The 22,789-nt window shown below is 72.4% G+C and carries 26 protein-coding genes; 13 read left to right on the top strand and 13 right to left on the bottom strand.

Going from position 1 to position 22,789, the window contains the following annotated elements:
* Nucleotides 1–10: 10 nt before the first annotated feature.
* Nucleotides 11–622, top strand: a complete 612-nt coding sequence (locus tag OHS18_RS40060; RefSeq protein WP_328614305.1) for a TetR/AcrR family transcriptional regulator — start codon at nt 11–13, stop codon at nt 620–622.
* Here OHS18_RS40060 and OHS18_RS40055 read toward each other — a convergent pair.
* The 3 genes from OHS18_RS40055 to OHS18_RS40045 are packed head-to-tail and all read right to left on the bottom strand — an operon-like array spanning nt 603 to nt 4,830.
* On the bottom strand, nt 603–1,103 hold the full coding sequence (locus tag OHS18_RS40055; protein ID WP_328614304.1) for a GNAT family N-acetyltransferase: 501 nt from the start codon (nt 1,101–1,103) through the stop codon (nt 603–605). The genes OHS18_RS40060 and OHS18_RS40055 overlap by 20 nt on opposite strands.
* Nucleotides 1,100–3,253, bottom strand: a complete 2,154-nt coding sequence (gene recG / locus OHS18_RS40050; protein ID WP_328443519.1) for an ATP-dependent DNA helicase RecG — start codon at nt 3,251–3,253, stop codon at nt 1,100–1,102. Before recG ends, OHS18_RS40055 begins: the two co-directional genes overlap by 4 nt.
* A gap of 2 nt (nt 3,254–3,255) precedes the next feature.
* Nucleotides 3,256–4,830 carry a DAK2 domain-containing protein gene (locus OHS18_RS40045; protein ID WP_328614303.1) on the bottom strand — a complete coding sequence of 525 codons (1,575 nt, stop codon included), beginning with the start codon at nt 4,828–4,830 and terminating at the stop codon, nt 3,256–3,258.
* Between the two features lie 134 nt (nt 4,831–4,964).
* Here OHS18_RS40045 and rpmB point away from each other — a divergent pair, with 134 nt between their 5' ends.
* Complete coding sequence (gene rpmB, locus OHS18_RS40040) at nt 4,965–5,156, top strand: 50S ribosomal protein L28 (protein ID WP_247062089.1); 192 nt, start codon at nt 4,965–4,967, stop codon at nt 5,154–5,156.
* 140 nt (nt 5,157–5,296) lie between these two features.
* Here rpmB and OHS18_RS40035 read toward each other — a convergent pair whose 3' ends face one another.
* The 3 genes from OHS18_RS40035 to OHS18_RS40025 are packed head-to-tail and all read right to left on the bottom strand — an operon-like array spanning nt 5,297 to nt 7,363.
* The gene (locus OHS18_RS40035; RefSeq protein WP_328614302.1) at nt 5,297–6,067 is read right to left on the bottom strand and encodes an alpha/beta fold hydrolase; all 771 of its coding nucleotides are present in this window, start codon (nt 6,065–6,067) and stop codon (nt 5,297–5,299) included.
* Nucleotides 6,068–6,124: 57 nt separating this feature from the next.
* Nucleotides 6,125–6,802, bottom strand: coding sequence for a uracil-DNA glycosylase (locus OHS18_RS40030; protein ID WP_328443525.1), 678 nt, complete (start codon nt 6,800–6,802; stop codon nt 6,125–6,127).
* Nucleotides 6,803–6,832: 30 nt separating this feature from the next.
* Nucleotides 6,833–7,363 (bottom strand): gamma carbonic anhydrase family protein, encoded by a 531-nt coding sequence (locus tag OHS18_RS40025; protein ID WP_328443527.1) that lies wholly within the window; start codon nt 7,361–7,363, stop codon nt 6,833–6,835.
* Between the two features lie 92 nt (nt 7,364–7,455).
* Between OHS18_RS40025 and OHS18_RS40020 the strand changes: the two genes are divergently transcribed.
* Nucleotides 7,456–8,613, top strand: a complete 1,158-nt coding sequence (locus OHS18_RS40020) for a glycoside hydrolase family 27 protein (RefSeq protein WP_328614301.1) — start codon at nt 7,456–7,458, stop codon at nt 8,611–8,613.
* Here OHS18_RS40020 and OHS18_RS40015 read toward each other — a convergent pair.
* Together OHS18_RS40015 and OHS18_RS40010 are read right to left on the bottom strand one after the other, a co-directional pair.
* Complete coding sequence (locus tag OHS18_RS40015; protein ID WP_328443531.1) at nt 8,600–9,079, bottom strand: GNAT family N-acetyltransferase; 480 nt, start codon at nt 9,077–9,079, stop codon at nt 8,600–8,602. The two genes, OHS18_RS40020 and OHS18_RS40015, sit on opposite strands and share 14 nt — an antisense overlap.
* 16 nt (nt 9,080–9,095) lie before the next feature.
* The gene (locus OHS18_RS40010) at nt 9,096–10,052 is read right to left on the bottom strand and encodes a thiamine-phosphate kinase (protein ID WP_328443533.1); all 957 of its coding nucleotides are present in this window, start codon (nt 10,050–10,052) and stop codon (nt 9,096–9,098) included.
* Nucleotides 10,053–10,204: 152 nt separating this feature from the next.
* On the opposite strand from OHS18_RS40010, the gene OHS18_RS40005 reads away from it, so the two are divergent.
* On the top strand, nt 10,205–10,438 hold the full coding sequence (locus tag OHS18_RS40005) for an Lrp/AsnC family transcriptional regulator (RefSeq protein ID WP_125306405.1): 234 nt from the start codon (nt 10,205–10,207) through the stop codon (nt 10,436–10,438).
* A gap of 66 nt (nt 10,439–10,504) precedes the next feature.
* Nucleotides 10,505–11,041 carry a DUF3515 domain-containing protein gene (locus tag OHS18_RS40000; RefSeq protein WP_328614300.1) on the top strand — a complete coding sequence of 179 codons (537 nt, stop codon included), beginning with the start codon at nt 10,505–10,507 and terminating at the stop codon, nt 11,039–11,041.
* Between the two features lie 63 nt (nt 11,042–11,104).
* On the opposite strand, the gene OHS18_RS39995 is transcribed toward OHS18_RS40000, so the two are convergent.
* Nucleotides 11,105–12,199, bottom strand: coding sequence for a D-alanine--D-alanine ligase family protein (locus OHS18_RS39995; RefSeq protein WP_328614299.1), 1,095 nt, complete (start codon nt 12,197–12,199; stop codon nt 11,105–11,107).
* A 121-nt stretch (nt 12,200–12,320) separates the two neighbouring features.
* Entirely contained in the window at nt 12,321–13,691 is a 1,371-nt protein-coding gene (gene pdxR, locus OHS18_RS39990; RefSeq protein ID WP_328614298.1) for a MocR-like pyridoxine biosynthesis transcription factor PdxR, read from the bottom strand.
* An 80-nt stretch (nt 13,692–13,771) separates the two neighbouring features.
* Between pdxR and OHS18_RS39985 the strand changes: the two genes are divergently transcribed.
* Complete coding sequence (locus tag OHS18_RS39985) at nt 13,772–14,416, top strand: pyridoxamine 5'-phosphate oxidase family protein (RefSeq protein WP_328614297.1); 645 nt, start codon at nt 13,772–13,774, stop codon at nt 14,414–14,416.
* Nucleotides 14,417–14,485: 69 nt separating this feature from the next.
* The gene (locus OHS18_RS39980) at nt 14,486–15,079 is read left to right on the top strand and encodes a dihydrofolate reductase family protein (RefSeq protein WP_328614296.1); all 594 of its coding nucleotides are present in this window, start codon (nt 14,486–14,488) and stop codon (nt 15,077–15,079) included.
* A 32-nt stretch (nt 15,080–15,111) separates the two neighbouring features.
* Here OHS18_RS39980 and OHS18_RS39975 read toward each other — a convergent pair whose 3' ends face one another.
* Both OHS18_RS39975 and OHS18_RS39970 read right to left on the bottom strand, forming a co-directional pair.
* Nucleotides 15,112–16,539, bottom strand: a complete 1,428-nt coding sequence (locus OHS18_RS39975; RefSeq protein WP_328614295.1) for a sensor histidine kinase — start codon at nt 16,537–16,539, stop codon at nt 15,112–15,114.
* Nucleotides 16,536–17,252, bottom strand: a complete 717-nt coding sequence (locus OHS18_RS39970) for a response regulator transcription factor (protein WP_328614294.1) — start codon at nt 17,250–17,252, stop codon at nt 16,536–16,538. Before OHS18_RS39970 ends, OHS18_RS39975 begins: the two co-directional genes overlap by 4 nt.
* 147 nt (nt 17,253–17,399) lie before the next feature.
* On the opposite strand from OHS18_RS39970, the gene OHS18_RS39965 reads away from it, so the two are divergent.
* From OHS18_RS39965 to OHS18_RS39940, 6 genes are read left to right on the top strand one after another with little or no spacing between them, the layout of a single operon-like run.
* Nucleotides 17,400–18,746: a ferredoxin reductase family protein gene (locus OHS18_RS39965; RefSeq protein WP_328459044.1), complete on the top strand. Its 1,347-nt coding sequence runs from the start codon at nt 17,400–17,402 to the stop codon at nt 18,744–18,746.
* 12 nt (nt 18,747–18,758) lie between these two features.
* Nucleotides 18,759–19,262, top strand: coding sequence for an FMN-binding protein (locus tag OHS18_RS39960; RefSeq protein ID WP_328443556.1), 504 nt, complete (start codon nt 18,759–18,761; stop codon nt 19,260–19,262).
* Nucleotides 19,259–19,999, top strand: coding sequence for an FAD:protein FMN transferase (locus OHS18_RS39955; protein ID WP_328443558.1), 741 nt, complete (start codon nt 19,259–19,261; stop codon nt 19,997–19,999). The genes OHS18_RS39960 and OHS18_RS39955 overlap by 4 nt, the downstream gene beginning before the upstream one ends.
* A 54-nt stretch (nt 20,000–20,053) precedes the next feature.
* On the top strand, nt 20,054–20,434 hold the full coding sequence (locus OHS18_RS39950; RefSeq protein ID WP_328443560.1) for a VOC family protein: 381 nt from the start codon (nt 20,054–20,056) through the stop codon (nt 20,432–20,434).
* Nucleotides 20,431–21,249 (top strand): class I SAM-dependent methyltransferase, encoded by an 819-nt coding sequence (locus OHS18_RS39945; RefSeq protein WP_328614293.1) that lies wholly within the window; start codon nt 20,431–20,433, stop codon nt 21,247–21,249. Before OHS18_RS39950 ends, OHS18_RS39945 begins: the two co-directional genes overlap by 4 nt.
* Nucleotides 21,246–22,223, top strand: coding sequence for an asparaginase (locus OHS18_RS39940; RefSeq protein ID WP_328614292.1), 978 nt, complete (start codon nt 21,246–21,248; stop codon nt 22,221–22,223). Before OHS18_RS39945 ends, OHS18_RS39940 begins: the two co-directional genes overlap by 4 nt.
* Before the next feature lie 68 nt (nt 22,224–22,291).
* Here OHS18_RS39940 and OHS18_RS39935 read toward each other — a convergent pair whose 3' ends face one another.
* Entirely contained in the window at nt 22,292–22,771 is a 480-nt protein-coding gene (locus OHS18_RS39935) for a cysteine dioxygenase (protein WP_328614291.1), read from the bottom strand.
* Between the last annotated feature and the right edge of the window lie 18 nt (nt 22,772–22,789).

The following is a 22,789-nucleotide window of genomic DNA, read 5'->3' as shown; positions in this document are numbered from 1 at the left end:
GGAGTGGCACTTGGAGACCATCGGCACGCAGCGCCCGGGAGGCCGCACCGAGCGGACCCGCCGCGCCGCCCTCGACGCGACGCTCGAGCTGCTCGGCGAACGCGGCTACGCCGAGCTGACCGTCGAAGCGGTGGCCGAACGCTCCGGTGTGCACAAGACGACGCTGTACCGCCGCTGGGAGTCCGCCGAGGGCCTGGTCGCGGCGGCGCTGCTGATGGGCACCGAGCAGGAGTGGGCCGCGCCGGACACCGGGTCCCTCGAAGGCGACCTGCGCGAGGTCAACCTGGAGCTGGTGCGCTTCTTCACCGAGCCGGGCCTGCGCGAACTCCCGATCGCCTCGATCTCGGCGGCGTTCCTCTCGACCCGCGCGGCCGAGGCCCTGGAGGAGTTCTACGTCGATCGGCACGCGCGGTCGGCGCCGATCGTCGAGCGCGCCGTGGCCCGGGGCGAGGTCCCGGCCGGAACGGACGCGGTCGAGGTCGTGCGCGTCGCTTGCGGACCGGTCTTCTACCGCCTGTTCGTCTCGCGCGAAGGCGTCACGCCGAACGACGCGGGAGTTGCCGCGGCCGCGGCGGCGGCGGCCGCCAAAGCCGGTGTGTTCGTCACGGCAACGGACGCCTGAACCGCAGCTCCTCCAGCGAAACCGTGCCACCGGCGATCGTTTCGGTGCGCGAGCCGCCGTCGAGGGACCAGCCCGCGCGCTCGTAGAACGCCTTCGCGCGCTCGTTCGTCGCCAGCACCCACAGCACCGCGGCCGGCCAGCTCGCGGCCAGCGACTCCAGCACCGAAGCGTGCAGCAGCCGGCCCAGGCCGCGGCTCCACACCCGCGGGTGCAGGTAGATCGCGTACAGCTCACCCTCGTCCGGCCCGTCGCGGCGCGGCCCGAACGCCGCGAAGCCGACCACCTCCGGGTCGGCCACCACCAGCACACGGCCGCCGTCGCGCAGGGTGCGGGCCCAGCCCGCCGTCCGGTCCTCGACCGGGATGCCGGCGAGGAAGTCCGCCGGCATCAAGCCGTCGTACGCCGCTTGCCAGGAGCGCACGTGGATCTCGCCGATCGCCCCCGCGTCGTCGACGGTGGCGGGCCGGACGACGGCGGTCACGACTTCTCCAGGTACTCCGCGCGCTCGACGTCGACGACGTCGGCGACCATCTGGGCCAGGCCGGGGAACTTCGAGATCGCCGGGTCCTTCTCGACGATCTCCTGCGCCCGCGCACGTGATTCCGCGATGACGTCTTCGTCCCGCAGCAGGGAAAGCAGCTTCAGCGTGGACCGCTTCCCGGACTGCGCGGCGCCGAGGATGTCCCCCTCGCGGCGCAGCTCCAGGTCGAGGCGGGACAGCTCGAAACCGTCCGTGGTCGACTCGACCGCCGCCAGCCGTTCGCGGGTCGTCGTACCGTCGAGGGCTTCGGTGACCAGCAGGCACAGTCCCGGCACGCTGCCCCGGCCGACGCGGCCGCGCAGCTGGTGCAGCTGGCTGATGCCGAACCGGTCGGCGTCCATGATCACCATCGCCGTCGAGTTCGGCACGTTGACGCCGACCTCGATCACGGTGGTGGCCACGAGCACGTCCAGCTCCCCCGCGGCGAAGGCCCGCATCACGGCGTCCTTGTCGTCCGCGGGCATCCGGCCGTGCAGCACCGCGATGCGCAGCCCCTTGAGTGGCCCCTCCACCAGCTGCGGCGCGATGTCGAGGACGGCGACCGGCGGCCGCTTGTCGCTCTTGTCCGACGGCGGCTCGTCGCCGATCCGCGGGCACACGATGTAAGCCTGGTGCCCCTTCGACACCTCTTCGGTGACGCGCTGCCAGACGCGCTCCATCCACGCCGGCTTCTCCGCCACCGGGACGACGGTCGTGCTGATCGGCGAGCGGCCGACCGGCATCTCGCGCAGCGCGGAGATCTCCAGGTCGCCGTAGACGGTCATGGCGACCGTGCGCGGGATCGGCGTCGCGGTCATCACCAGCACGTGCGGGCTGGTGCCCTCACTGCCGCGGGTGCGCAGGGCGTCGCGCTGTTCGACGCCGAAGCGGTGCTGCTCGTCGACGACGGCCAGGCCGAGGTCGGCGAACTGCACGGTCTCCTGGATCAGCGCGTGCGTACCGACGATGATGCCCGCTTCGCCGCTCATGGCTTCCAGCAACGCTTTCTTGCGTTCCTTCGCGCCCATCGACCCGGTGAGCAGCGTGACGCGGGTGGCCTTCTCGGCCGCGCCCAGCTCGCCGGCCTGCGCCAGGTCGCCGAGCATCTCGCGCAACGACCGCGCGTGCTGGGCGGCGAGCACCTCGGTCGGCGCCAGCAGCGCGGACTGCCGTCCGTTGTCGACGACCTGCAGCATCGCCCGCAGCGCGACGATCGTCTTGCCCGAGCCGACCTCGCCCTGCAGCAGCCGGTTCATCGGGTGCTCGGTCGCCAGGTCGGCGGCGATCTCGTCGCCGATGCCGCGCTGGCCCGCGGTGAGGTCGAACGGGAGCCGCTTGTCGAAGGCGTCCATGATCCCGCCGTCGACGTGCGGGTTCGCCTTCGCCGGCCGGGAGATCGCGGAATGCCGGCGCTGCGCGAAGATCAGCTGCACGGCCATCGCTTCGTCCCACTTGAGCCGCTTGCGCGAGGCCTCCAGGTGCGCCCAGTTCTCCGGGCGGTGGATGCCGCGCAGCGCGTTTTCGAGGTCCCCCAGGTGCTGGAGCCGCCGCAGCTCCGGCGGCATCGGGTCCTCGTCGACCTCGAGGACGTCGAGCACCTGGCGCACGCACTTGGCGATCGACCACGTCGGCATGCCCTGCGCCGCCGGGTAGACCGGGATGATGGCGGCCAGGAAGTCGTCCATGGCCTCGGCTTCGCGGTCGGCCTCGAACAGCTCGTACTCGGGGTTGGTCAGCTGCAGGGTGTCGCGGAACGCCGAGACCTTGCCGGCGAACAGGCCGGACTTGCCCGGCACCAGGTCCTTCTCCCGCCAGGCCTGGTTGAAGAAGGCGCACGTGAGCCGGCGTTTCCCGTCGGTGATCACCATGTCGATGATGGTCCCGTTGCGGGCCTTCATCCGGCGCTTGCTCACCTTTTCGATGCGCGCCAGCACGGTCGCGTGCTCGCCCAGCTCGAGGCCGGCGATGTCGGTGAGCTCGCCGCGCTCGGCGTAGCGGCGGGGGTAGTGGCGCAGCAGGTCGCTGACCGTCTCGATGTCCAACGCCGTGGCGAGCGCCTTCGCCGTCTTGGCGCCCAGCAGCAACGGCAGCTTGTCGCGCAGTCCGGCCATCGCTATTCGACTCCCATCAGCAGCACGGCGGCCGCCTGCCCGCCGGCGTACCCGGCCAGCTCCACCTCGGGGTGCTCCAGCCGGAGCTGCTCCGCGAGCTCCTCGGCGACCCCCGGCGGCGCGGCGGCCCCGCTCAGCACCGTCACCAGTTCCCCGCCCAGCGCCAGCATCCGGTTCAGCACCTTCATCGCCGCCGCGACGAGGTTGGTCTCCGACGCCGGGGCGGGCTCGATCAGCACCACCTCGTCGTCGACCAGGCCGACCACGTCGCCGGACTGGGCCCGGCCCACCCAGGTTAGCGACTCTTCGCGGGCGATCCGCAGTTCGCCACGCCTGGTCGCGGCGGCCGCCTCGGCCATCGCGACGACATCGTCGTTGGTGCGGCGCCCGGCGTCGTGCACGGCCAGCGCCGCGAGCACCTGCACCGGCGACGTGCACGGGATGACCACGACGTCCCGGTCGGCGGCCATCGCGTGGCCCGCCGCGGTGTCGGCCGCCGCGGTCAGCGCGACCCCGCCCGGCAGCACCGTGACGTGCCGGCCGGCGGCCTCGTTGAGCAGGCCGATCATGTCCTCGACGCTCGGCACGGTGCCCTCGGGCACTTCGAGGACCGGGATGCTCTCGGCACGCAGCACCTCCGCCAGCCCACCACCGTGCACGACGGCGACGACCGTGCGGTCGATCCCGCCGCCCGGCTCGATCGGCGTCGGCGTGAGCAGCGGTTCGACGCGGATCCGGCGTGGCCGGCCCAGCGTCAGCCCGGCTTCGATGGCGGCGCCGATGTCGGCGCAGTGGACGTGCACGGCGTGACTGCCCGAGCCGTCGCCGGCCACGGTGACGCTGTCGCCGAGGCCGCCCAGCTCCTTGCGCAGGGTCGGCAGGCTCTCCTCGTCGACGCCGTCGAGCAGGTACATGACCTCCCAGGCGTACACCTGGTCTTCCACGACCGGCGCTTCCAGCGCGTGGTCCTGCTCGACCGCGGTGCCGGTGAGCACCCCGACCAGGGCGTCGAGCACGGCGACGAGCCCGCGGGCCCCGGCGTCGACGACCCCGGCCTTGGCCAGCGCGGGCAGCTGGAGAGGCGTCTTCTCGAGGGCGTGCGCGGCTTCCTTCGCGGCGGTCTGCGCCACGTCGGCGAGCGGGCGCGTATCGCCGCGCACGGCGAGGGCGACGGCGTGCAGGACGGTCAGGATGGTCCCGGCGACCGGCCGGCTCACGGCCCCGGTGGCGACCTCGTCGGCGTGGCCCAGCGCGACGGCCAGCCACGGACCGTCCAGCTCACCCTCGGCCCGGTCGGCCAGCCCGCGCACGACCTGGGAGAGGATCACGCCGGAGTTGCCCTTGGCCGAGGCGACGGCCCCGCGCGCGAGGACCTTCAGCGCGTCGGCGGCGGTTTCCGGCTCGGCGTGGTCGAGTCCGGCGGCCGCGCCGGTCATCGTGAAGAGCATGTTGGAGCCGGTGTCGGAGTCCGCCACGGGGTAGACGTTGATCCCGTCGATGGCCGGCCGCAGGCTCGCCAGGCTGCGCACACAACCCGCGGCCCAGGCCGACACCGCCGCCGCGTCCAGCACCCGCACTCCGTGACCTCCTCGTCGTTCCGGAGCGAGCGTATCGACCCCGTGCGGGACACGGCTGAGCCACTGGTTACTATGGTCGAGTTGCCCAGTGCATCTGGGCTCATCTCTATGACCCAGATCCAAAGGAGTTCGACGTGGCTGCCGTGTGCGACGTCTGTGGCAAGGGACCCGGCTTCGGCAAGTCGGTCTCGCACTCCCACCGGCGTACCAACCGCCGGTGGAACCCGAACATCCAGACCGTTCACGCCAAGGTGGGTATTTCCCAGCGCAAGCGCCTGAACGTGTGCACCTCGTGCATCAAGGCGGGCAAGGTCGTTCGCGGCTGAGGCGAGAAGAGTTCGAAAATGGCGGGTGCTCTCCGGAGCACCCGCCATTTTTATGTTCGGCCTGGGTGCGCCCGCCAAGTCCGTGAAGGCCTCCTTGAGGGACTCAGAGTCCCTCAAGGAGGCCTTCACGGACCTTCGGGTTACTTGAGGAAGTCGACCAGCAGGTCGCGCAGGGATTCCGGGTGCTGCAGGACGCCGTGGTCCTGGCCCGGGAGGGTCTCGTGGCGGGCGCCGGGGACCGCGGCCGCCGCGACGCGGGCTCCTGACTGCAGCTTCTCCGGGCTCGCGCCGCCGCCGATGACCAGCGCCGGGGCCGTGATGCGGGCCAGGTGGTCCTTGCGCGGGCGGGCGCCCGGGCCGCAGATCGTCAGGTCGTACGGGAGCGTGTGGGCCAGCGAGGTGAACCAGCCCCAGACCGGGGCCCGCTTCATCCCCTCGATCACCTCGGGCGGGGTGCCCGCGACCTCCAGGAAGGTCGCCGCCGCGCCGTCGCGGTCGCCCGCCGCGATCTGCGCGGTCACCTTCTCCGTGACGTCGGCGCGCGACTCCGCGTCGGTCGCGTACGGCGGTTCGTACGCCACCACCTTCTCGATCGCGAGACCCGCTCCGGCCGCCTCCAGGGCCAGCACCGCGCCCGACGAATGGCCGAAGACCGACGCCGAGCCTCCGACGTGCTCGATCAGCGCCGCGATGTCCTCGATCTCCCGCTCGACGGCATAAGGACCGGTGTCGCCGCTGTCGCCCCGGCCACGCCGGTCGTACGCGATCGTCGTGAAGTCCGCTGCCAGCACTTCGGCCAGGCCCGCGACCGTGGTCCGGTCGTTGAACGCGCCGCCGACCAGGATCACCGGCGCCCCCGTGCCGCGCTGCTCGTAGGCGATGGACGTGCCGTCGGCCGATGTGACGTTCATTTCTCCTCCAAAGGTTTCCCCCTGGTCGGAGCCGTCACCCCGATCCGGACACCGAACCTACGGGAGTTTCCAGTCGACCGGCGCGGCGCCCTGCTGCTCCAGCAGCTGGTTGGCGCGGCTGAACGGGCGTGACCCGAAGAAGCCGTTGTGCGCCGAGAGCGGGCTCGGGTGCGCGGACTCGATGCACGGCACCTCACCGAGCATCGGGCGCAGGTTGCGGGCGTTGCGGCCCCAGAGGATCGCCACCATCGGCTCCGACCGGGCCGCGAGGGCCTTGATCGCCTGCTCGGTGACGTCTTCCCAGCCCTTGCCCTGGTGCGAGTTCGACTTGCCCGGCTGCACCGTCAGGGCCCTGTTGAGCAGCAGGACGCCCTGGTCGGCCCACGGCGTCAGGTCGCCGTTGGCCGGCAGCGGGTGGCCGAGGTCCTCGGCGTACTCCTTGTAGATGTTGATCAGGCTCTTCGGGATCGGCCGGACGTCCGGCGCCACCGAAAAGCTCAGGCCGACCGCGTGCCCGGGCGTCGGGTACGGGTCCTGGCCGACGATCAGCACCCGGACGTCGTGGAACGGCTGCTGGAACGCCCGCAGCACGTGCTCACCCGCCGGGAGGTAGGTCCGGCCGGCGGCGATCTCCGCGCGGAGGAACTCCCCCATCACGGCGACCTGCGGCGCCACCGGTTCGAGGGCCTCGGCCCAGCCTGCCTCGACGATGTCCTGCAACGGTCGTGCGGTCACGGGCGGCGAGCTTACCGGCCGTGGCCGCCGTCACTCGCGCGGGTCGAGCCGCCGGAGTTCGACGCGGAACCGCTTCGCCCGCTCGACGTAGGAATCCACGACGAGAGCGATGCTCTCCGGCCCGAACGACTTGTTCTCCCGCGTCTTCGCGGGCACGCCGAGCGCGATCTCGCCGGACTTCACGTACGAGCCGTACGAGAGCACCGCGCCGGCGCCGACCATGCCCCCGTCCTCGATGACCGTGCCGTTGAGCACCACCGAACCGGAGGCGATCAGGCAGCCGGTGCCGATCGTCGCGCCCTCGACGTGCACCGCGTGCCCGATCGCCGACGACGGCCCGAGGATCGTCGGGTGCCGCTCGGTGCAGTGCAGGACGCACCCGTCCTGGACGTTGGAGCGCTCGCCGATCTCGATGTGGCCGTGGTCGCCGCGCAGCACGGTCTGCGGCCACACCGACGCGTGGGCGGCGATCCGGACGTCGCCGATGACGGTCGCGTCCGGGTGGACGTAGGCGTCGGGGTGGATCGTCGGTTCGAGCGAACCGAGCGCGTAAATGGGCATGCCGCCTCCGGGTGACTGCGGTTTCACGTGCTCTGCGATTGGATCACGTCATCGCCGCGAACCCGCACACCCGTCCGAGAAGCACCGCCCTCGTGCTCCTCCTCGTCGTGCTGACCTGGCTGCTGAGCGTGCCGGTCGCCGCGGCCCCCGCGCTGGCGAACGGCCTGGCCACGACCCCGCCGATGGGCTGGAACAGCTGGAACCAGGTCCGCTGTTACGACCTCACCGAAGACGTCGTCAAGAAGGCCGCCGACGCGCTCGCGGACGACGGCCTGCGGGACGCGGGCTACCGCTACGTCGTCGTCGACGACTGCTGGCAGGCGCCGGCTCGCGACGCCGACGGCTCCCTGCAGGCCGACCCCACGCGGTTCCCGCACGGCATCGCCGACCTCGCCGACTACGTGCACTCCCGCGGCCTGCTGTTCGGCATCTACGCCGTGCCGGGCAGCCGGACCTGCGCGATGGCCAACGACGCCTACCCCGCGTCCGGCATCGGCTCGCTCGGGCACGAACAGCAGGACGCCGAGACGTTCGGCCGCTGGGGCGTCGACTACCTCAAGTACGACTGGTGCAACGCCGACACCGTCGACGGCCTCGACCCCAAGGCGGCGTTCGAAAAGATGCGCGACGAGCTCGCCGCGCTCCCCCGCCCGATCGTCTACGCGATCTCCGAATACGGCGTCTCGAGCCCGTGGACCTGGGCGCGGCCGGTGGCGAACCTGTGGCGGACCACCTACGACCTGACCCCGACCTGGGATTCCGTGCTCGCGACGATCGACCAGCAGGCCGCCGTCGCCGTCCACAGTGGCTCGCCGGGCGGCTGGAACGACCCGGACATGCTGCAGGTCGGCAACGGCACGCTGACCGCGGACGAGGCCCGAGCGCACTTCAGCGTCTGGGCGGTGCTGAACGCGCCGCTGTTCGCCGGGACCGACCCGGCGATGCTGGGTGACGACGACCTCGCGACGCTGGGCAACCCGGAGGCGATCGCCGTCGACCAGGACTTCGCGGGGGGTCAGGGCCGGCGGCTGGCGGCCGGTCCCGGCTACCAGGTGTGGGGCAAACCCTTGTCCGGCGGCGGGTTCGCGGTGGTGCTGCTCAACACCGGCACCACCACCGCGACCGTGTCCGCGACGGTCCCGGGCGCCTGGAACGTCCGGGACCTGTGGTCTCACCGCGACGTGGGCACCGCGGTTTCCGCGTCGCTGCGCCCGCACGCGGCCGCGTTGCTGAAGCTCACGCCCCGCTGAGGTCCTTGCCGTAACACCGGCTCGACTCCTCGTTCTTGTACACGCCGAACTTCGGGATCTCGACGTAGCCCGAGGACGCGTAGAGCGCGATCGCCTCCGGCTGCTTGGTACCGGTCTCCAGCACCGCGCGCTTGCGGCCGGACAACGCCGCCGTGCGCTCCAGCTCGAACAGGATCATCCGCGCGAACCCGCGGCCCCGCGCGGAATCGGCGACGTACATCCGCTTGAACTCGGCGTCGCCGTCCTGGAAGTCGGGGGCGGGGCCGTCGTGCGCGCGCCACGCCCCGCAGGCGACGGCTTCCTCGCCCTGGTAGCCGACGAGGAACAGGCCCTGCGGCGGGTCGAACTGCTCGGGGTTCATCGGGGTGGCGTCTTCGTCGCCGTAGCGCTCGACGTACACCTGTTGCACCGCGGCCATGAGCTTGGCCGCGTCGGGGTGGTCGTAGGGGACCGGAACGATTCTCACGTCCGTGGAGCCTACTTCAGCGCCAGTGTGTCCAGCCGCCTTCGCGCGTAGAAGGCTTGCCGTCCACGGTGATCCCCGAGTCCGGCATGGTCGCGACGCCGATGGCGCGCCAGCCGTCCGGCAGCTCGGCGAACGACGGGAACGTGGCCACCAGGGCGTGGTCCTCACCGCCGGTGAGGACCCAGTCGAGGGGGTCGGCGCCCAGAGCCGCGCCGACTTCGGTGAGCCGGGCGGGGACGTCGAGGTCGGCGGTGCGGACGTCGATGCCGACGCCGGAGGCCTCGGCGATGTGCCCGAGGTCGGCCAGGAGGCCGTCGGAGACGTCGATCATCGCCGTGGCCCCGGCGAGCGCGGCGCGGGGACCGGCCTCGTAGGGCGGTTCCGGGGCGCGCTGCGCGTTGACGACGCCGACCGGGGACCGGAAGCCGCGCCCGAGCACCGCGAGACCGGCGGCGGCCCAGCCGAGCTTCCCGCAGACCGCGACGACGTCGCCGGGGCGGGCGCCCGAGCGCGTCACCGGCTCGCGGTCGCCGAGGTCGCCGAGCGCGGTGACGCTGATCACGAGCTGGTCGGCGCGGACCATGTCGCCGCCGGAGACGCCGATGCCGGCGCGTTCGGCCTCGGCCCACATGCCGTCGACCAGGGCGGTGATGACGTCCCGCGGGGTGTCGGGCGGGCAGGCGAGGCCGACCAGGACGGACGTCGGGGTGGCGCCCATGGCGGCGATGTCGGCCAGGTTGACCGCGACGGCCTTGCGCCCTACGTGCTCCGGGGCGGACCAGTCGAGCCGGAAGTGCACCCCCTGCACCAGGACGTCGGTGCTGGCGACCACCCGCCCGTCGGGGGCGGCGATCACGGCGGCGTCGTCGCCGGGGCCGAGCAGTGTGCCCGGCGGCTGGCGGCGTCCTTGCGTGACGGCTCGGATGAGCGCGAACTCCCCGGTCTCGGCGACCGTTGCGTCGTTCGGTGACACCGGTCACCTCTGCTTTCTCTACCGGGACAAAGAGTCGATCACCGATAGTCGGATGCCCTATGTTTTTCCGTGAGCTGCCGTTACGTTGCTGTGAACGTTCCTGCTCTCAAGTTCCTACCCTGAGCCGATCGATCCCGACGAAAGGGCGCGCCGTGGTCCACGCATACATCCTCATCCAGACCGAGGTCGGCAAGGCGGCCGCGGTGGCGGCCGAGATCTCGAGCATCCCTGGTGTGACCAGCTCGGAGGATGTCACCGGCCCGTACGACGTCATCGTGCGCGCGGCCGCCGACAGCGTGGACCAGCTGGGCCAGCTCGTGGTCGCGAAGGTGCAGAACGTGGAAGGCATCACGCGGACCCTGACCTGCCCGGTCGTGCATCTCTGAGCAGGGACGTTCCTGGGGGACGACCCCCCAGACCCCTCGAAACGTCTCCAGTGGTGTAGTGGTCCGGTGCCCGAATCCGACACCGGCGCGCCACCCAGGGTGGTGCTCGTCACGGCCGCCGCGCTCGCCGTGGCCCTGGCGGTCGCCGTCGCCGTCTTCGCCCTGACTCACCGTTCCCCCGATCCCGCGGCCGGCCCGCTGCCGCTGGTCCCCGTGCCCGCGCCGCAGGCCGCGTCCCCGGCGTGCAAGACGCTGCTGGGTGCCGTGCCGTCCGAGCTGACGTCGAACGGCGCCCAGCTGCCGCTGCGCACCCTGGCCGAGCCGGCCCCGCCGGCGACGGTGGCGTGGGGCACGGACGACCCGCTGGTCCTGCGCTGCGGCCTGGACCGTCCGCCGGAGCTGACGCCGACGGCGCAGCTGCGGCTGGTGAACGGCGTCCAGTGGCTGCGGGTCCCGGGCGAGGGCGCGTCGACGTGGTACGTGGTGGACCGCGAGGTCTATTCGGCGCTCACGGTGCCGGACAGCGCCGGCACGGGCCCGCTGCAGCAGATCTCGGACGCGGTGGCCGCGAAGCTCCCCGCGCGTCCGCTGCGGTTCAGCTGACAAGTCCGTGAAGGCCACCTTGAGGGACTCAGAGTCCCTCAAGGTGGCCTTCACGGCTTTTGGCTAGCGCAGGCCGGTGCCGCGGGCGATCGCCGTTTCGATGAGCGTGGTCAGCAGGGTCGGGTAGTCGATGCCCGTGACCTCCCACATCTTCGGGTAGGCGGACTTCGTCGTGAAGCCGGGCATGGTGTTGACCTCGTTGATGCTCGGCTCGCCGTCGGCGCCCACGAAGAAGTCGACGCGGGCGAGGCCCTGGCAGTCCAGCGCGCGGAAGGCATCGACCGCCATGGTGCGGAGCTTTTCCGTGACGGCGTCGTCGAGCTTGGCCGGGATGTCCAGCTCGGCGTCGTCGCCGAGGTACTTGGTTTCGAAGTCGTACCAGGCGTTTTCGTCCTCGGACAGGACACGGATCTCGGCCGGGAGCGACGCTTCGACGCGGCCGTCCGGGAACTCGAGGACCCCGCACTCGACCTCACGCCCGACGACGGCGGCCTCCACGAGGACCTTCGGGTCGGTGGCGCGGGCCAGCTCGATGGCGGCGTCGAGGTCGTCCCAGGACGTCACACGGCTGATGCCGACCGACGACCCGGCGCGCGACGGCTTCACAAACACCGGCAGGCCGAGCTTCACACGGCCGGCGTCGTCCAAAGTGGACTGTCCACGGCGGAGCGCGGCGAAGGTGCCGACCGGAAGCCCTTCGGCGGCCAGGAGCTTCTTCGCGGTCTCCTTGTCCATGGCGGCCGCGCTGGCGAGCACACCCGGCCCGACGTACGGGATGCCGGCGAGCTCGAGGAGGCCCTGGATGGTGCCGTCCTCGCCGAAGGCGCCGTGCAGCACCGGGAAGACGACGTCCACCTGGGACAGCAGCTCACTTTCCCGGCCCGGCTCGACGGCGACGAGCCCCTGACTGGACGGATCGCCCGCGAGGACGAGACCCTTGCCGTCGTCGACCGACGGCAGTTCACGACCGCGGATGGCGAGCTGCGCGGAGTCACCGGTGCCGAGCACCCAGCGGCCTTCCCGGGTGATGCCGACCGGCACGGCTTCGAACCGCTCCGGGTCGAGGTTCCCCAGGACGCTGCCCGCGGACAGGCACGAGATGGTGTGCTCGCTGCTGCGCCCGCCGAACACGACCGCCACCCGGATCTTCTCGCTCATGGTGAGCCACCGTACCCGGTGACCTCGGCGAACAGCCCAGCCCCGTGCGACGAGCGCGACCCCGCGCGCGACGAACGCAACCCCGGCGGACCCGGCACGTCGTTAGCTACGAGGGGCGTTGTCAGCGCAGCACCGACACCAAGGTCGGCAGCGCCGCGACCAGCGCTTCCCGACTACAGCCCGCGTAGCCGATCGCCACCCCGTGCGCCGTCGGCACCCCTGCGAAGTGCCGCGCCAAGCCGTCCAGCCGGATCCCGCGCCGCTCCGCCGTCGCGATCACCGAGGCCTCCACCGCGGCCGACGGGAACGGCACCACCAGGTGCGCCCCCGCGTCGTCGCCGCGGACCGGGATGCCCGCCCCCGCCAAGGCCCCCGCCAGCAGCGTCCGGCGCTCCGCCATCTCGCGGCGGATCTTGCGCAGGTGCCGGCCGAGGTCGCCGTTGCGCGCGAACTCGTACAGCACCCGCTGCCCCGCCGGGGACGGCCGCGTGCCCGTCAGGTCGCGGTACGCCAGCACCGCCGACGTGATCGCCTCCGGGGCCACCATCCAGCCCGCGCCCAGCGTCGGCGTGAGGATCTTCGACGTCGTCCCGAGGTGGGCCACGACGTCCGGGGCGAGGGAAGCCAGCATCGGCAGCGGCGCGACGTCGAAACGCAGCTCGCCGTCGTAGTCGTCCTCGATGACGAGCATCCCGTCCGAACGTGCCCTCTCGACCAGCGAAACCCGCCGGGCCGCGCTCAGCCTGCTGCCCATCGGGTACTGGTGCGCCGGCGAGCAGTACACCGCCCGCGCGCCCGCCGGGATCGCCTCCGGCCGCAGCCCCTCCTCGTCCACCGGGACGCCGACGACCCGCATGCCCGCCCGGAGAAACGCCTGCACCGCGCGCTGGTAGCCGGGCTCTTCGACGGCGACGATGTCGCCTCGCTCGAGCACCGCCGAGGCCAGCTCGACGACCGCGGCGGTCGTGCCGCCGGTGGCCAGCACCGAACCCGCCGCCAGGCCGCGGTGGCGCAGCAGGTGCTCCGACACCGCCGCGCGGTACTCCGGCAGCCCGGCTCGGTGGGCGCGGATCAGCGGGTCCGGGTCGGCCGCGGCGCGCCAGGCCCGGCGCCACGCCGCGCGGTCCAGCCCGGCCGCCCACGGCGTGCCCGGGCCGAGGTCCAGCAGCGACGGCGGCTCGGCGTCGGGAGCCGGGACAGCGGGCGCCGGCACTTCCGAAGCCGAGAACGACGGCGGCGTCGTCACGTAGGTGCCGGAGCCGTGCCGCCCGGCGATCCACCCTTCCGCGTGGAGCTGCTCGTAGGCGGCCGACGTCACGGTGCGGCTGACGCCGAGCCGCCCGGCCAGCGCGCGCGTCGACGGCAGCCGGTCGCCGCCGCGCAGGTGCCCGGACGCCGCCGCCTCACGCAGCGCGTCCGCGAGCTGGACGGCGAGCGGCGTGACGGACGCGCGGTCGAGGCTGACCGGGAGCGCGGTGTCGGCGTGGGTCACGGGACCTCCTCAAGTGGACTTCCCAAGTGTACGAGAAGTGGACATTTTCCGATGCCACTGCCGGGCGAGACGCTGATCGCATGCTGTCCACCACGCCCCGCACCACGCTCGGCCGCAAGAAGAACCGGGCCGTCACCGACCGCGCCGTGCTGCACGCCGTCCTGGACGACGGCCTGATCTGCCACCTCGGCGTCGTCCGCGACGGCGTCCCGCTGGTCCTGCCCACCGGCTACGGCCGCGACGGCGACACGCTCTACCTGCACGGCTCCACCGGCGCGTCGAGCCTCCGCACGGCGTCGGAGGACCTCGACGTCTGCGTCACGGTCACGCTGCTCGACGGCATCGTCTACGCGCGCTCGGTGAACAACCACTCGATGAACTACCGCAGCGCGGTGATCTTCGGGAAGGCGAAGCTCGTCACCGGCGCCGAAGCCAAGATGCACGGCCTCAAGGTGCTCACCGACCACCTCGCGCCGGGCTCGTGGGACCACGCGCGGGAGGTGAACGCGAAGGAGTTCGCCGCGGTCAGCGTGCTCTCCCTCGACCTCGCCGAAGCGTCGGTGAAGATGCGCGCGGAAGGCCCGGACGACGAGCCGGACGACGTCGGCGCGGACACCGCGTGGGCCGGGGTGCTGCCGGTGCGGACGGTCTTCGGCGAGCCCGAGCCGTCGGCCGACCTCTCCCCCGGCTGGGTGATTCCGCTGCACATCACCGATCGGGGGTAGCACGGTGTCGATCCGCGCGGTCGCCGTTCGTATAGGCGGCGACAGAGGAAGCAAGCGGAAGGAAACCCCGTGCGCGCGATCAGCGTCACCATGAACGTCACCCTCGACGGCGTCGTGCAGAGCCTCGGCCGCCCCGACGAGGACACCCGCGGCGGCTTCACCCACGGCGGCTGGGGCGGCCGCTACCAGGACGAGGTCCTGGGCGAGGAGATGAGCCGGGGCATGGGCAAGCTCGGCGACATGCTGTTCGGCCGCCGCACCTGGGAGGACTTCATCGGCGCGTGGGCCGGGCAGACGGACGGCAACCCGTTCACCACGCACCTGAACGCCGCCACCAAGTACGTCGCTTCGACCACCCTCGACGACGCCGGCAAGTGGCAGAACTCCGTGCTCCTGCGGGGAGACGCGGCGAAGACGGTCGCCGAGCTGAAAGCCACGCCCGGCAACGACCTCTCGGTCATCGGGAGCGCCTCGCTCGTGCACGCGCTGCACGCGGCCGGGCTGATCGACCACTACGCCCTGCTGATCCACCCGCTGACCCTCGGTGGCGGCCTGCGCCTGTTCGCCGACCCCGCGCCCTACACCGAGTTCACGCTCACCCGCAGCGTCGCGACCACCAAGGGCGTGATCATCGCCTACTACGACCGGGTCACCTCGTCGTGAGTGGTTAGGGCGGTTAGAACCGCCCTAACCACTCACGAGCGGGCCAGCGGGAGCCGGACGGTGAAGGTCGTGCGGCCCGGGGCGGACTCCACCGAGACCGTGCCGCCGTGCGCCGTCACCAGGGACTGCACCACCGACAGCCCGAGCCCGGTGCCGCCGCCCGAGCGGGTGCGCGAGTCGTCGATGCGGAAGAACCGGTCGAAGATCCGCTCCTGGTCGGCCGGGGCAATGGCGCCGGGCCCGGCATCGGTGACCCGCGCGACGGCCTCGGCGCCCTCGACCGTCACCGCGACGTGCACCGCGGTCCCCGGCGGGGTGTGCACGGCCGCGTTGGCCAGCAGGTTGTCGAGCACCTGCCGCAGCCGCAGCGGGTCGGCGTCCACCGCCGCCGCGTCCAGTGACGACGTCAGCGGGTGGTCGGGCCGGCCGGCGGCGAACGCGTCCGCCGCGTCGCCGGCCAGCTCGGCCAGGTCCGTCCGTTCCGGGCGCAACGGCGTCTCGGCCGCCCGCGCGTCGAGGCGGGCCAGCAGCAGGAGGTCGTCGACGAGCACGGTCATCCGCGCCGTCTCCTCGCGGATCTTGCTCAGGTGCGCCTCGCGTTCCGCCGGCTCGTTCGCCGCCGCGTAGCGGAAGAGGTCGGCGTAACCGCGGATCGACGTCAGCGGTGTGCGCAGTTCGTGGGACGCGTCGGCGACGAACCGGCGCAGCCGCTCGTTCGCCTCGGTCTTGGCCGCCAGGGACGTGTCGATGTGGGCCAGCATCACGTTGAACGCCGTCCGCAGCTCCTCCACCTCGACACCGCCGCCGCTGCCCGACGCGCGCACCGGCAGGGCGGGGTTCGCGGTGAGGTCGTGGGAGGCGATGTCGTGCGCGGTACCGGCCATGTCGGCCAGCGGGCGCAGGCCGCGGCGCAGCACCAGCCGTCCGACGACGACCAGCACGGCCAGCGCGAACGCGAACGCGCCGACCTCGACCCAGACCAGCTGCCGGACCGTCCCGTTGAGATCCCCCTGCGGCGCGGCGCTCAGCAACACCGAATCGGTGTCGACCGGGCAGGCGCGGACCCGGTAGGGCCCGTCGTCGTGCAGGTAGATGTTGCGGGTGACGTCGCCCGAGGCCGCGTCGGCCGCGATCTTCGCGAGCTGCTGGGCGTCGCCGGGCAGCATCCCGCCCGGCTCGGGCGTCGCGACGCCGTCACGCACCGAGTACAGGGCCGAGTACCAGGAATAGACCGACTGCGGCGAGCCGTGCGTCTCGCGCAGCTTCGGCAGCTGGGTGCTCTGGCTCTTGGACAGCTGCTCGTCGAGGCGCCGGTCGAGGTAGCCGTGCATGATGCCGACCGTCGTGACGCCGACGGCGGCGAACACCACGAGGGCGAGCGCGCCGAGGCCGAGTGTGATGCGGGTGCCGAGCCGGGTGCGCTGCCAGGCGCCGTACCACCGGCGGAAGAAGCCCGTCACCGGTTGACCTGACGCACGACGTACCCGACGCCGCGCACGGTGTGGATCAGCGGTTCGCCCGCGCCCGCGTCGATCTTGCGCCGCAGGTGCGAGATGACGAGTTCGACCACATTGGACCGGCCGCCGAAGTCGTACTCCCAGACGTGGTCGAGGATCTGCGCCTTCGTCAGCACCGACGGCGAGCGGCGCATCAGGTAGCGCAGCAGCTCGTACTCGGTCGGCGTCAGCTCGGCGGGCGCCCCGTCGCCGCGGCGGACCTCGCGGGTGTCCTCGTCCAGCGTCAGGTCCCCGACGCGCAGCACGGACCCGCGCGCCGCGGCCGGGAGCGCGGCGCCGGTGCTGCGGCGCAGGACGGCCCGCAGCCGCGCCATCAGCTCCTCGACGGAAAACGGTTTCACCAGGTAGTCGTCACCCCCGCGGGTGAGCCCGGCGATCCGGTCCGCCGTCGCGTCCTTGGCCGTGAGGAACACCACGGGCACCGCGCTGCCGTTCGCGCGCAGCCGGTCGAGCACGGTGAAGCCGTCGAGGTCGGGCAGCATCAGGTCCAGCACCACGATGTCCGGCGCGAACGCCGCCGCCTCGCTCAGCGCGGCCCTGCCGGAGCCGGCCGTGACCGCCTGCCAGCCCTCGTACCGGGCGACGGTGGCGACGAGGTCGGCGATGTGCGGCTCGTCGTCGACGACGAGCAGGCGCACGGGTTCGGAGGGCTGCACCACCCCATCTTCTCCCGGCGCGCGAGCCGGCGGCGACCGGTGGCCCGGGCCGACAGGAACCCGACAGCCGGCACCCAGACTCGCCACAGGCTCGGTGGCGAGGCTGGCCTTCGTGAACCGAACCCGAGGGGGATCCGTGTGACCAGCATGACGCAGACCGCCGAGGCCACGCGCCCGGCGATCCGCCCCCGGATCGCCGCGAAATCCGGCCTTTTCCTCATCCTGGGCGCCAACGTGGCCGCCGCGACCACCCTGTTCGCGCAGGCCGGGCTCTCGCCCAACGTGCTGATCAGCATCGGCAGGCTGGCCGGGCTGTACGGCGCGCTCGCGATGGCGTTCCAGCTGCTGCTGGTGGCCCGGCTGCCCTGGCTGGACCGGCGGATCGGGATGGACCGGCTCACGACGTGGCACCGCTGGACCGGCTTCACGATCCTGTGGACCCTGCTTGCGCACCTCGTGTTCATCGTCTTCGGGTACGCCGAGGTCGAGAACCACGGCGTCGTCGACGAGCTGGTGGACATGGCGAACCAGCTGGAGGGCATCCTGCGCGCGCTGGTCGCGTTCGCGGTGATCCTCATCGTCGGGGCGGCGTCGGCGAAGTTCGCGCGCAAGCGGCTCGCGTACGAGACGTGGCACTTCATCCACCTCTACACCTACGCCGCGGTGTTCCTCGCGTTCACGCACCAGATCGCCCTCGGGACGTCGTTCGCCGGCTCGCCGATGGCGAAGGGCTACTGGTGGACGCTCTGGCTCAGCGCCGGTGCCGCCGTCCTCGCCGGGCGCGTACTGCTCCCGCTGTGGCGGAACCTGCGCCACCGGCTGCGCGTCACCGCCGTGGTTTCCGAGGCCCCGGACGTGGTTTCGGTCTACATGAGCGGCAAGCACCTCGACCGGATGCCGGCCCGCGCCGGCCAGTTCTTCCTGTGGCGGTTCCTCACCAAGGACCGCTGGTACCAGGCCAACCCCTTCTCGCTGTCCGCCGCACCCGACGGCCGCACGCTGCGCCTGACCGCGAAGGCGCTCGGCGACGCCAGCGCGTCGCTGCGCAACCTCCGCATCGGGACGCGGGTGTTCGCCGAAGGCCCGTACGGCGCGTTCACCACGATCCACCAGCGGCGCCCCGACGCCCTGCTCGTGGCGGGCGGCGTCGGCATCACGCCGATCCGCGCGCTGCTGGAGGACATCCAAGGCCACGTCGTCGTGCTGTACCGGGTGCGCACCCAGGCCGACGCGGTACTGCTGCCCGAGCTGAACGAGCTGGCCAAGACCCGCGGCGCGATGGTGAGTGTCCTCACCGGACCCGACCAGGCGGTCGGCCCGCGCGGCACGATGCTCGGCCCGGCGAACCTGCACATGATGGTGCCCGACGTGCACGAGCGCGACGTCTTCGTCTGCGGCCCGCCGGGGATGACGTCGGCCGTGCTGCGCAGCCTGCGGGAGCTGCGCGTGCCCAAGGCCCAGGTCCACGCCGAACGCTTCAGCCTCGCGGCCTAGGGAGACGTCGTCATGAAGAGAACCATCTTCGTCGTCGCGCTGTCGATCGCGGGGTTCATCGCGGTCTGGCGGTTCGAACCCGGGCCGCCGGTGCAGAACGCCGCCGTCGCCCAGGCGCCACCGGCCGTGGTCGCACCGTCCACATCAGCCGCGCCACCGTCCACTTCGGCCGGTGGGCCGACCGGGGGCACGTCCACCTCCCCCACGACGTCCGCGCCGCCGCCATCGTCCACTCCGGACAGTGCTAACGCGACGGTGACCACGCAGGGCACCGCCGAGTGGAGCACCTACGGGACCGTGCAGGTCCAGGTGACCTTCACCGGTTCCCGGATGGCCGCGATCACCCTGCTGCAGGCGCCGGACGGCGGCCGCGCCCTCACTGCCCTGCCGAAGCTGCAGGAGGAGGCGATCAAGGCGCAGAGCGCGAAGATCGACACGGTGACCGGCGCGACCGAGACGAGCGAGTCGTACAAGACGTCGCTGCAGGCCGCCATCGACGCCCGGGGCAACCGATGACGAACCGCGTGGAACAGGTGATGGGCCTGCCGATCTCCCTCGACCTGCGGGACGACGGTGATTTCGCCGAGGTCGTCGACGACGTCTTCGCGTGGTTCCGCGACGTCGACGCCAGGTTCAGCCCGTTCAAGCAGGACAGCGAGGTCAGCCGCTACGACCGCGGCGAGCTGCCGGCCGAGGACCTGAGCGACGACCTGATCGAGGTGCTGGAGCTCTGCGCGTACTACGAGCAGCTCTCCGGCGGCGCGTTCCGGGCGCGGCTGCCCGGGCGCGGCCTCGACCCGTGCGCGGTGGTGAAGGGCTGGGCGGTGCAGCGCGCCGCCGACATGCTCAAGGCCGAAGGCGCGACGACGTTCTGCCTCAACGCGGGCGGCGACGTCGTCACCGCCGGCGAACCCGAACCCGGGCGGCCGTGGCGGGTCGGCGTGCGCCACCCCGAGCAGCCCCTGGCCGTGTGCGCGGTGCTGGAGTCGCGCAACGGCGCCATCGCGACGTCGGCGGCCTACGAGCGCGGCTCGCACATCCTCGACGGCCGCGACGGCACGCCGGCGACCGGCCTGATGAGCGTCACGGTGGTGGCCGGGGACCTGGTCACCGCGGACGCGCTGGCCACGGCGGCGTTCGCGATGGGCGCCGAGGGCATCACGTGGGCGGCGGACCGGCCCGGCTGCGAGATCCTCATCGTCGACGACAGCCGCCGGATGCACCGGACCGCGGGGCTCCTCCTGGCTTCCTGACCGCGTCCGCCAAAACCGGTCGCACCGGCACGGCCGCTCGGCCAGACTCTGCGCATGCCTTCCGCCGTGCTGAACGTGTCCGTCGACTGCGCCGACCCGTACACCCTTTGCCAGTTCTGGAGCCAGGTCACCGGGAAACCGATCCCGGACGGCGACCACCCGGGTGACGACGAGGTCGGCATCGAGCTGTCCGACGGCACCGCCCTGCTGTTCCTGAAAGTGCCCGAACCGAAGACGGTCAAGAACCGCCTGCACCTGTGCCTGCAACCGGACGTCCCGCGTGACGAAGAGGTCACGCGCCTGATCGGGCTGGGCGCCACGCTCGTCCACGACCGGCGCAACGACGACGGCACCGGCTGGGCCGTGCTCGCCGACCCCGAGGGCAACGAGTTCTGCGTGCTGCGCAGCAAGGCCGAGCGCGCGACGACGCCGTGACGGACTCGTTCACGATCAACAAGGCCAACTGGGACGAGCGCGCGCCGCTGCACGCGGCGTCGCCGGACTACAACTTCGCCGGCTTCGCCGCGGATCCGGCGTACCTGAGCGCCGTCGTGCGGTTCGACCGGCCGCGGCTGGGTGACATCGCGGGGTTGCGCGGCGTGCACCTGCAGTGCCACCTCGGCACGGACACGGTGTCGCTGTCGCGGCTGGGCGCGCGGATGTCCGGGGTGGACTTCTCGGGCGCGGCGCTGACCGAGGCCCGGCGGCTGGCCGAGGCGGCGGGCGCGGACGTCGACTACCACGAAGCCAACGTCTACGACGCCGTCTCCGTGCTGGGCGCGGAGACCTTCGACCTGGTCTACACCGGGATCGGCGCGCTGTGCTGGCTGCCTTCGGTGACGCGCTGGGCCGAGGTCGTCGCGGGCCTGCTGCGGCCGGGCGGGCGGCTGTTCATCCGCGAAGGGCACCCGATGCTGGGCACCCTGGACGAGACGGTGGACCCGGCGGTGCCGCGGTACCCGTACTTCGAGCACGCCGAGCCGCTCGTGTTCGACGAGCCGGGCACCTACGTCCGGGTCGACGGCGAACTGACCTCGACGGTGACCCACGAGTGGGCCCATTCGCTGGGCGAGATCGTCACGGCGCTGCTGGCCAACGGGCTCACGCTGACCGGGCTCACCGAGCACGACAGCGTGCCGTGGAACGCCGTCCCGGGTCAGATGGCGCACGACGAGGCCGTCGACGAGTGGCGGATGAAGGACACACCCCAGCGGATCGCGGCGAGCTACACGCTCCAGGCCGTCAAATGACCCTGATCGCGGTCGCCACCCTGGGCGGCACCATCTCGATGGCCCCTTCGAGCGGTTCCGGCGGCGCGGTGCCGCGGTTCGGCGCCGCGGAGCTGCTCGCCGGGCTCGGGGACCTGCCGTTCGAGGTGCGGGCCGAGACGCTGGCCGGCATCGGCAGCGCATCGATGGACTTCGCGACGCTGCTGCGCTGCCGCGACTGGGGGCTGGCGCAGGAAGCCGACGGGTTCGTGGTCGTCCAGGGCACCGACACCCTCGAGGAGACGGCGTACTTCCTGGACCTGTGCTGGCCGTCGGAGATCCCGGTGGTCGTCACCGGCGCGATGCGCAACGCGGGCCTGCTCAGCCCGGACGGCCCGGCGAACCTGCGCAACGCCTTGACCGTCGCGGCCGATCCCCGCGGCCGGGGGCGAGGCGCGATGGTGACGCTGAACGACGACGTCCACGCGGCGCGGTGGGTCCGGAAAGCGCATTCGAGCCACCTGGAAGCGTTTTCGTCGGCGCCCGCGGGCCCGCTCGGCATGGTCGTCGAGCAGGCGGTGCACTGGTTCCACCCGTCGCCGCCCCGGCCGCCGGTGCTCTCCGGCGACGACTTCACCGGGCTGGTACCGGTGGTCGAGTCCGGCCTGGACGACTCGGGCGCGGTGCTGGACCTGGTCGCGGCGGATCCGCGCGTGCGCGGGGTGGTGCTGGCCGCGACGGGCGCCGGACACGTCTCGGGCGGCACGGCCGACGTCGTCGAGCGGCTGGTTTCGCGGCTGCCGGTGGTGGTCGCGTCCCGGACGGGTGCCGGGCCGACGCTGCGCTCGACGTACGGCTTCCGCGGTTCGGAGTCGAGCCTGATCGCGATGGGCGCGACGATGGCGGGCTGGCTGGACGCCCGCAAGTCCCGCATCCTGCTGCACACGCTCCTGGCGGCCGGCGCCGACCGCACGCGCATCGAGCAGGAGTTCCGCCTGCGCGGCGACCTCGACTGACGCCGGCCAAGTGCCGTGAAGGCCTCCTTGAGGGACTCTGAGTCCCTCAAGGAGGCCTTCACGGCAGGTCAGTCGCGGACGGGGCCGTTCAGCGGGTCCAGGTGGTACGAGCGCATCGCGCGGCCCGCGTCGCGGTAGACGTGGATCGAGACCGCCGGGTCCGGGCCTTCGTTGCGGACCTCGTGCACGTAGCCCGGGCCGAACACCCGCGACTGCCCCGCGGCGAGCGCGTGCAGCTCGGTGATCGCGCGGCCGTCGGGCGCGCGGCGGGCGACCGCCTCCGTCAGGTGGCCGCTGACCACCGTGAACGCGCCGCTGGCGATCGCGTGGTCGTGCAGGTCGGTGCGCTGGCCCGGCAGCCAGCTCATCAGCCACACCTCTTGCTGCTCGTCCTTCGAGACGAGCGCCGCGAAGCGCTCCTCCGGGTCGTAGCGCAGCAGGTGCTTCCAACGGTCGCGATCGGCGGCGACCTCCAGCGCGACGCGCACGGGGTGGCGCAGCGCGGGGTTCTCGGGACGCAGCAGGGTGTTGTCCGGGACGGCGAACATGAGGGTCCTCACAGAAGA

Source organism: Amycolatopsis sp. NBC_00355 (assembly GCF_036104975.1).
GTDB lineage: Bacteria > Actinomycetota > Actinomycetes > Mycobacteriales > Pseudonocardiaceae > Amycolatopsis.
The sequence above is the reverse complement of the archived record's forward strand: the minus strand, read 5'-3'. Positions and strand labels throughout refer to the sequence as shown.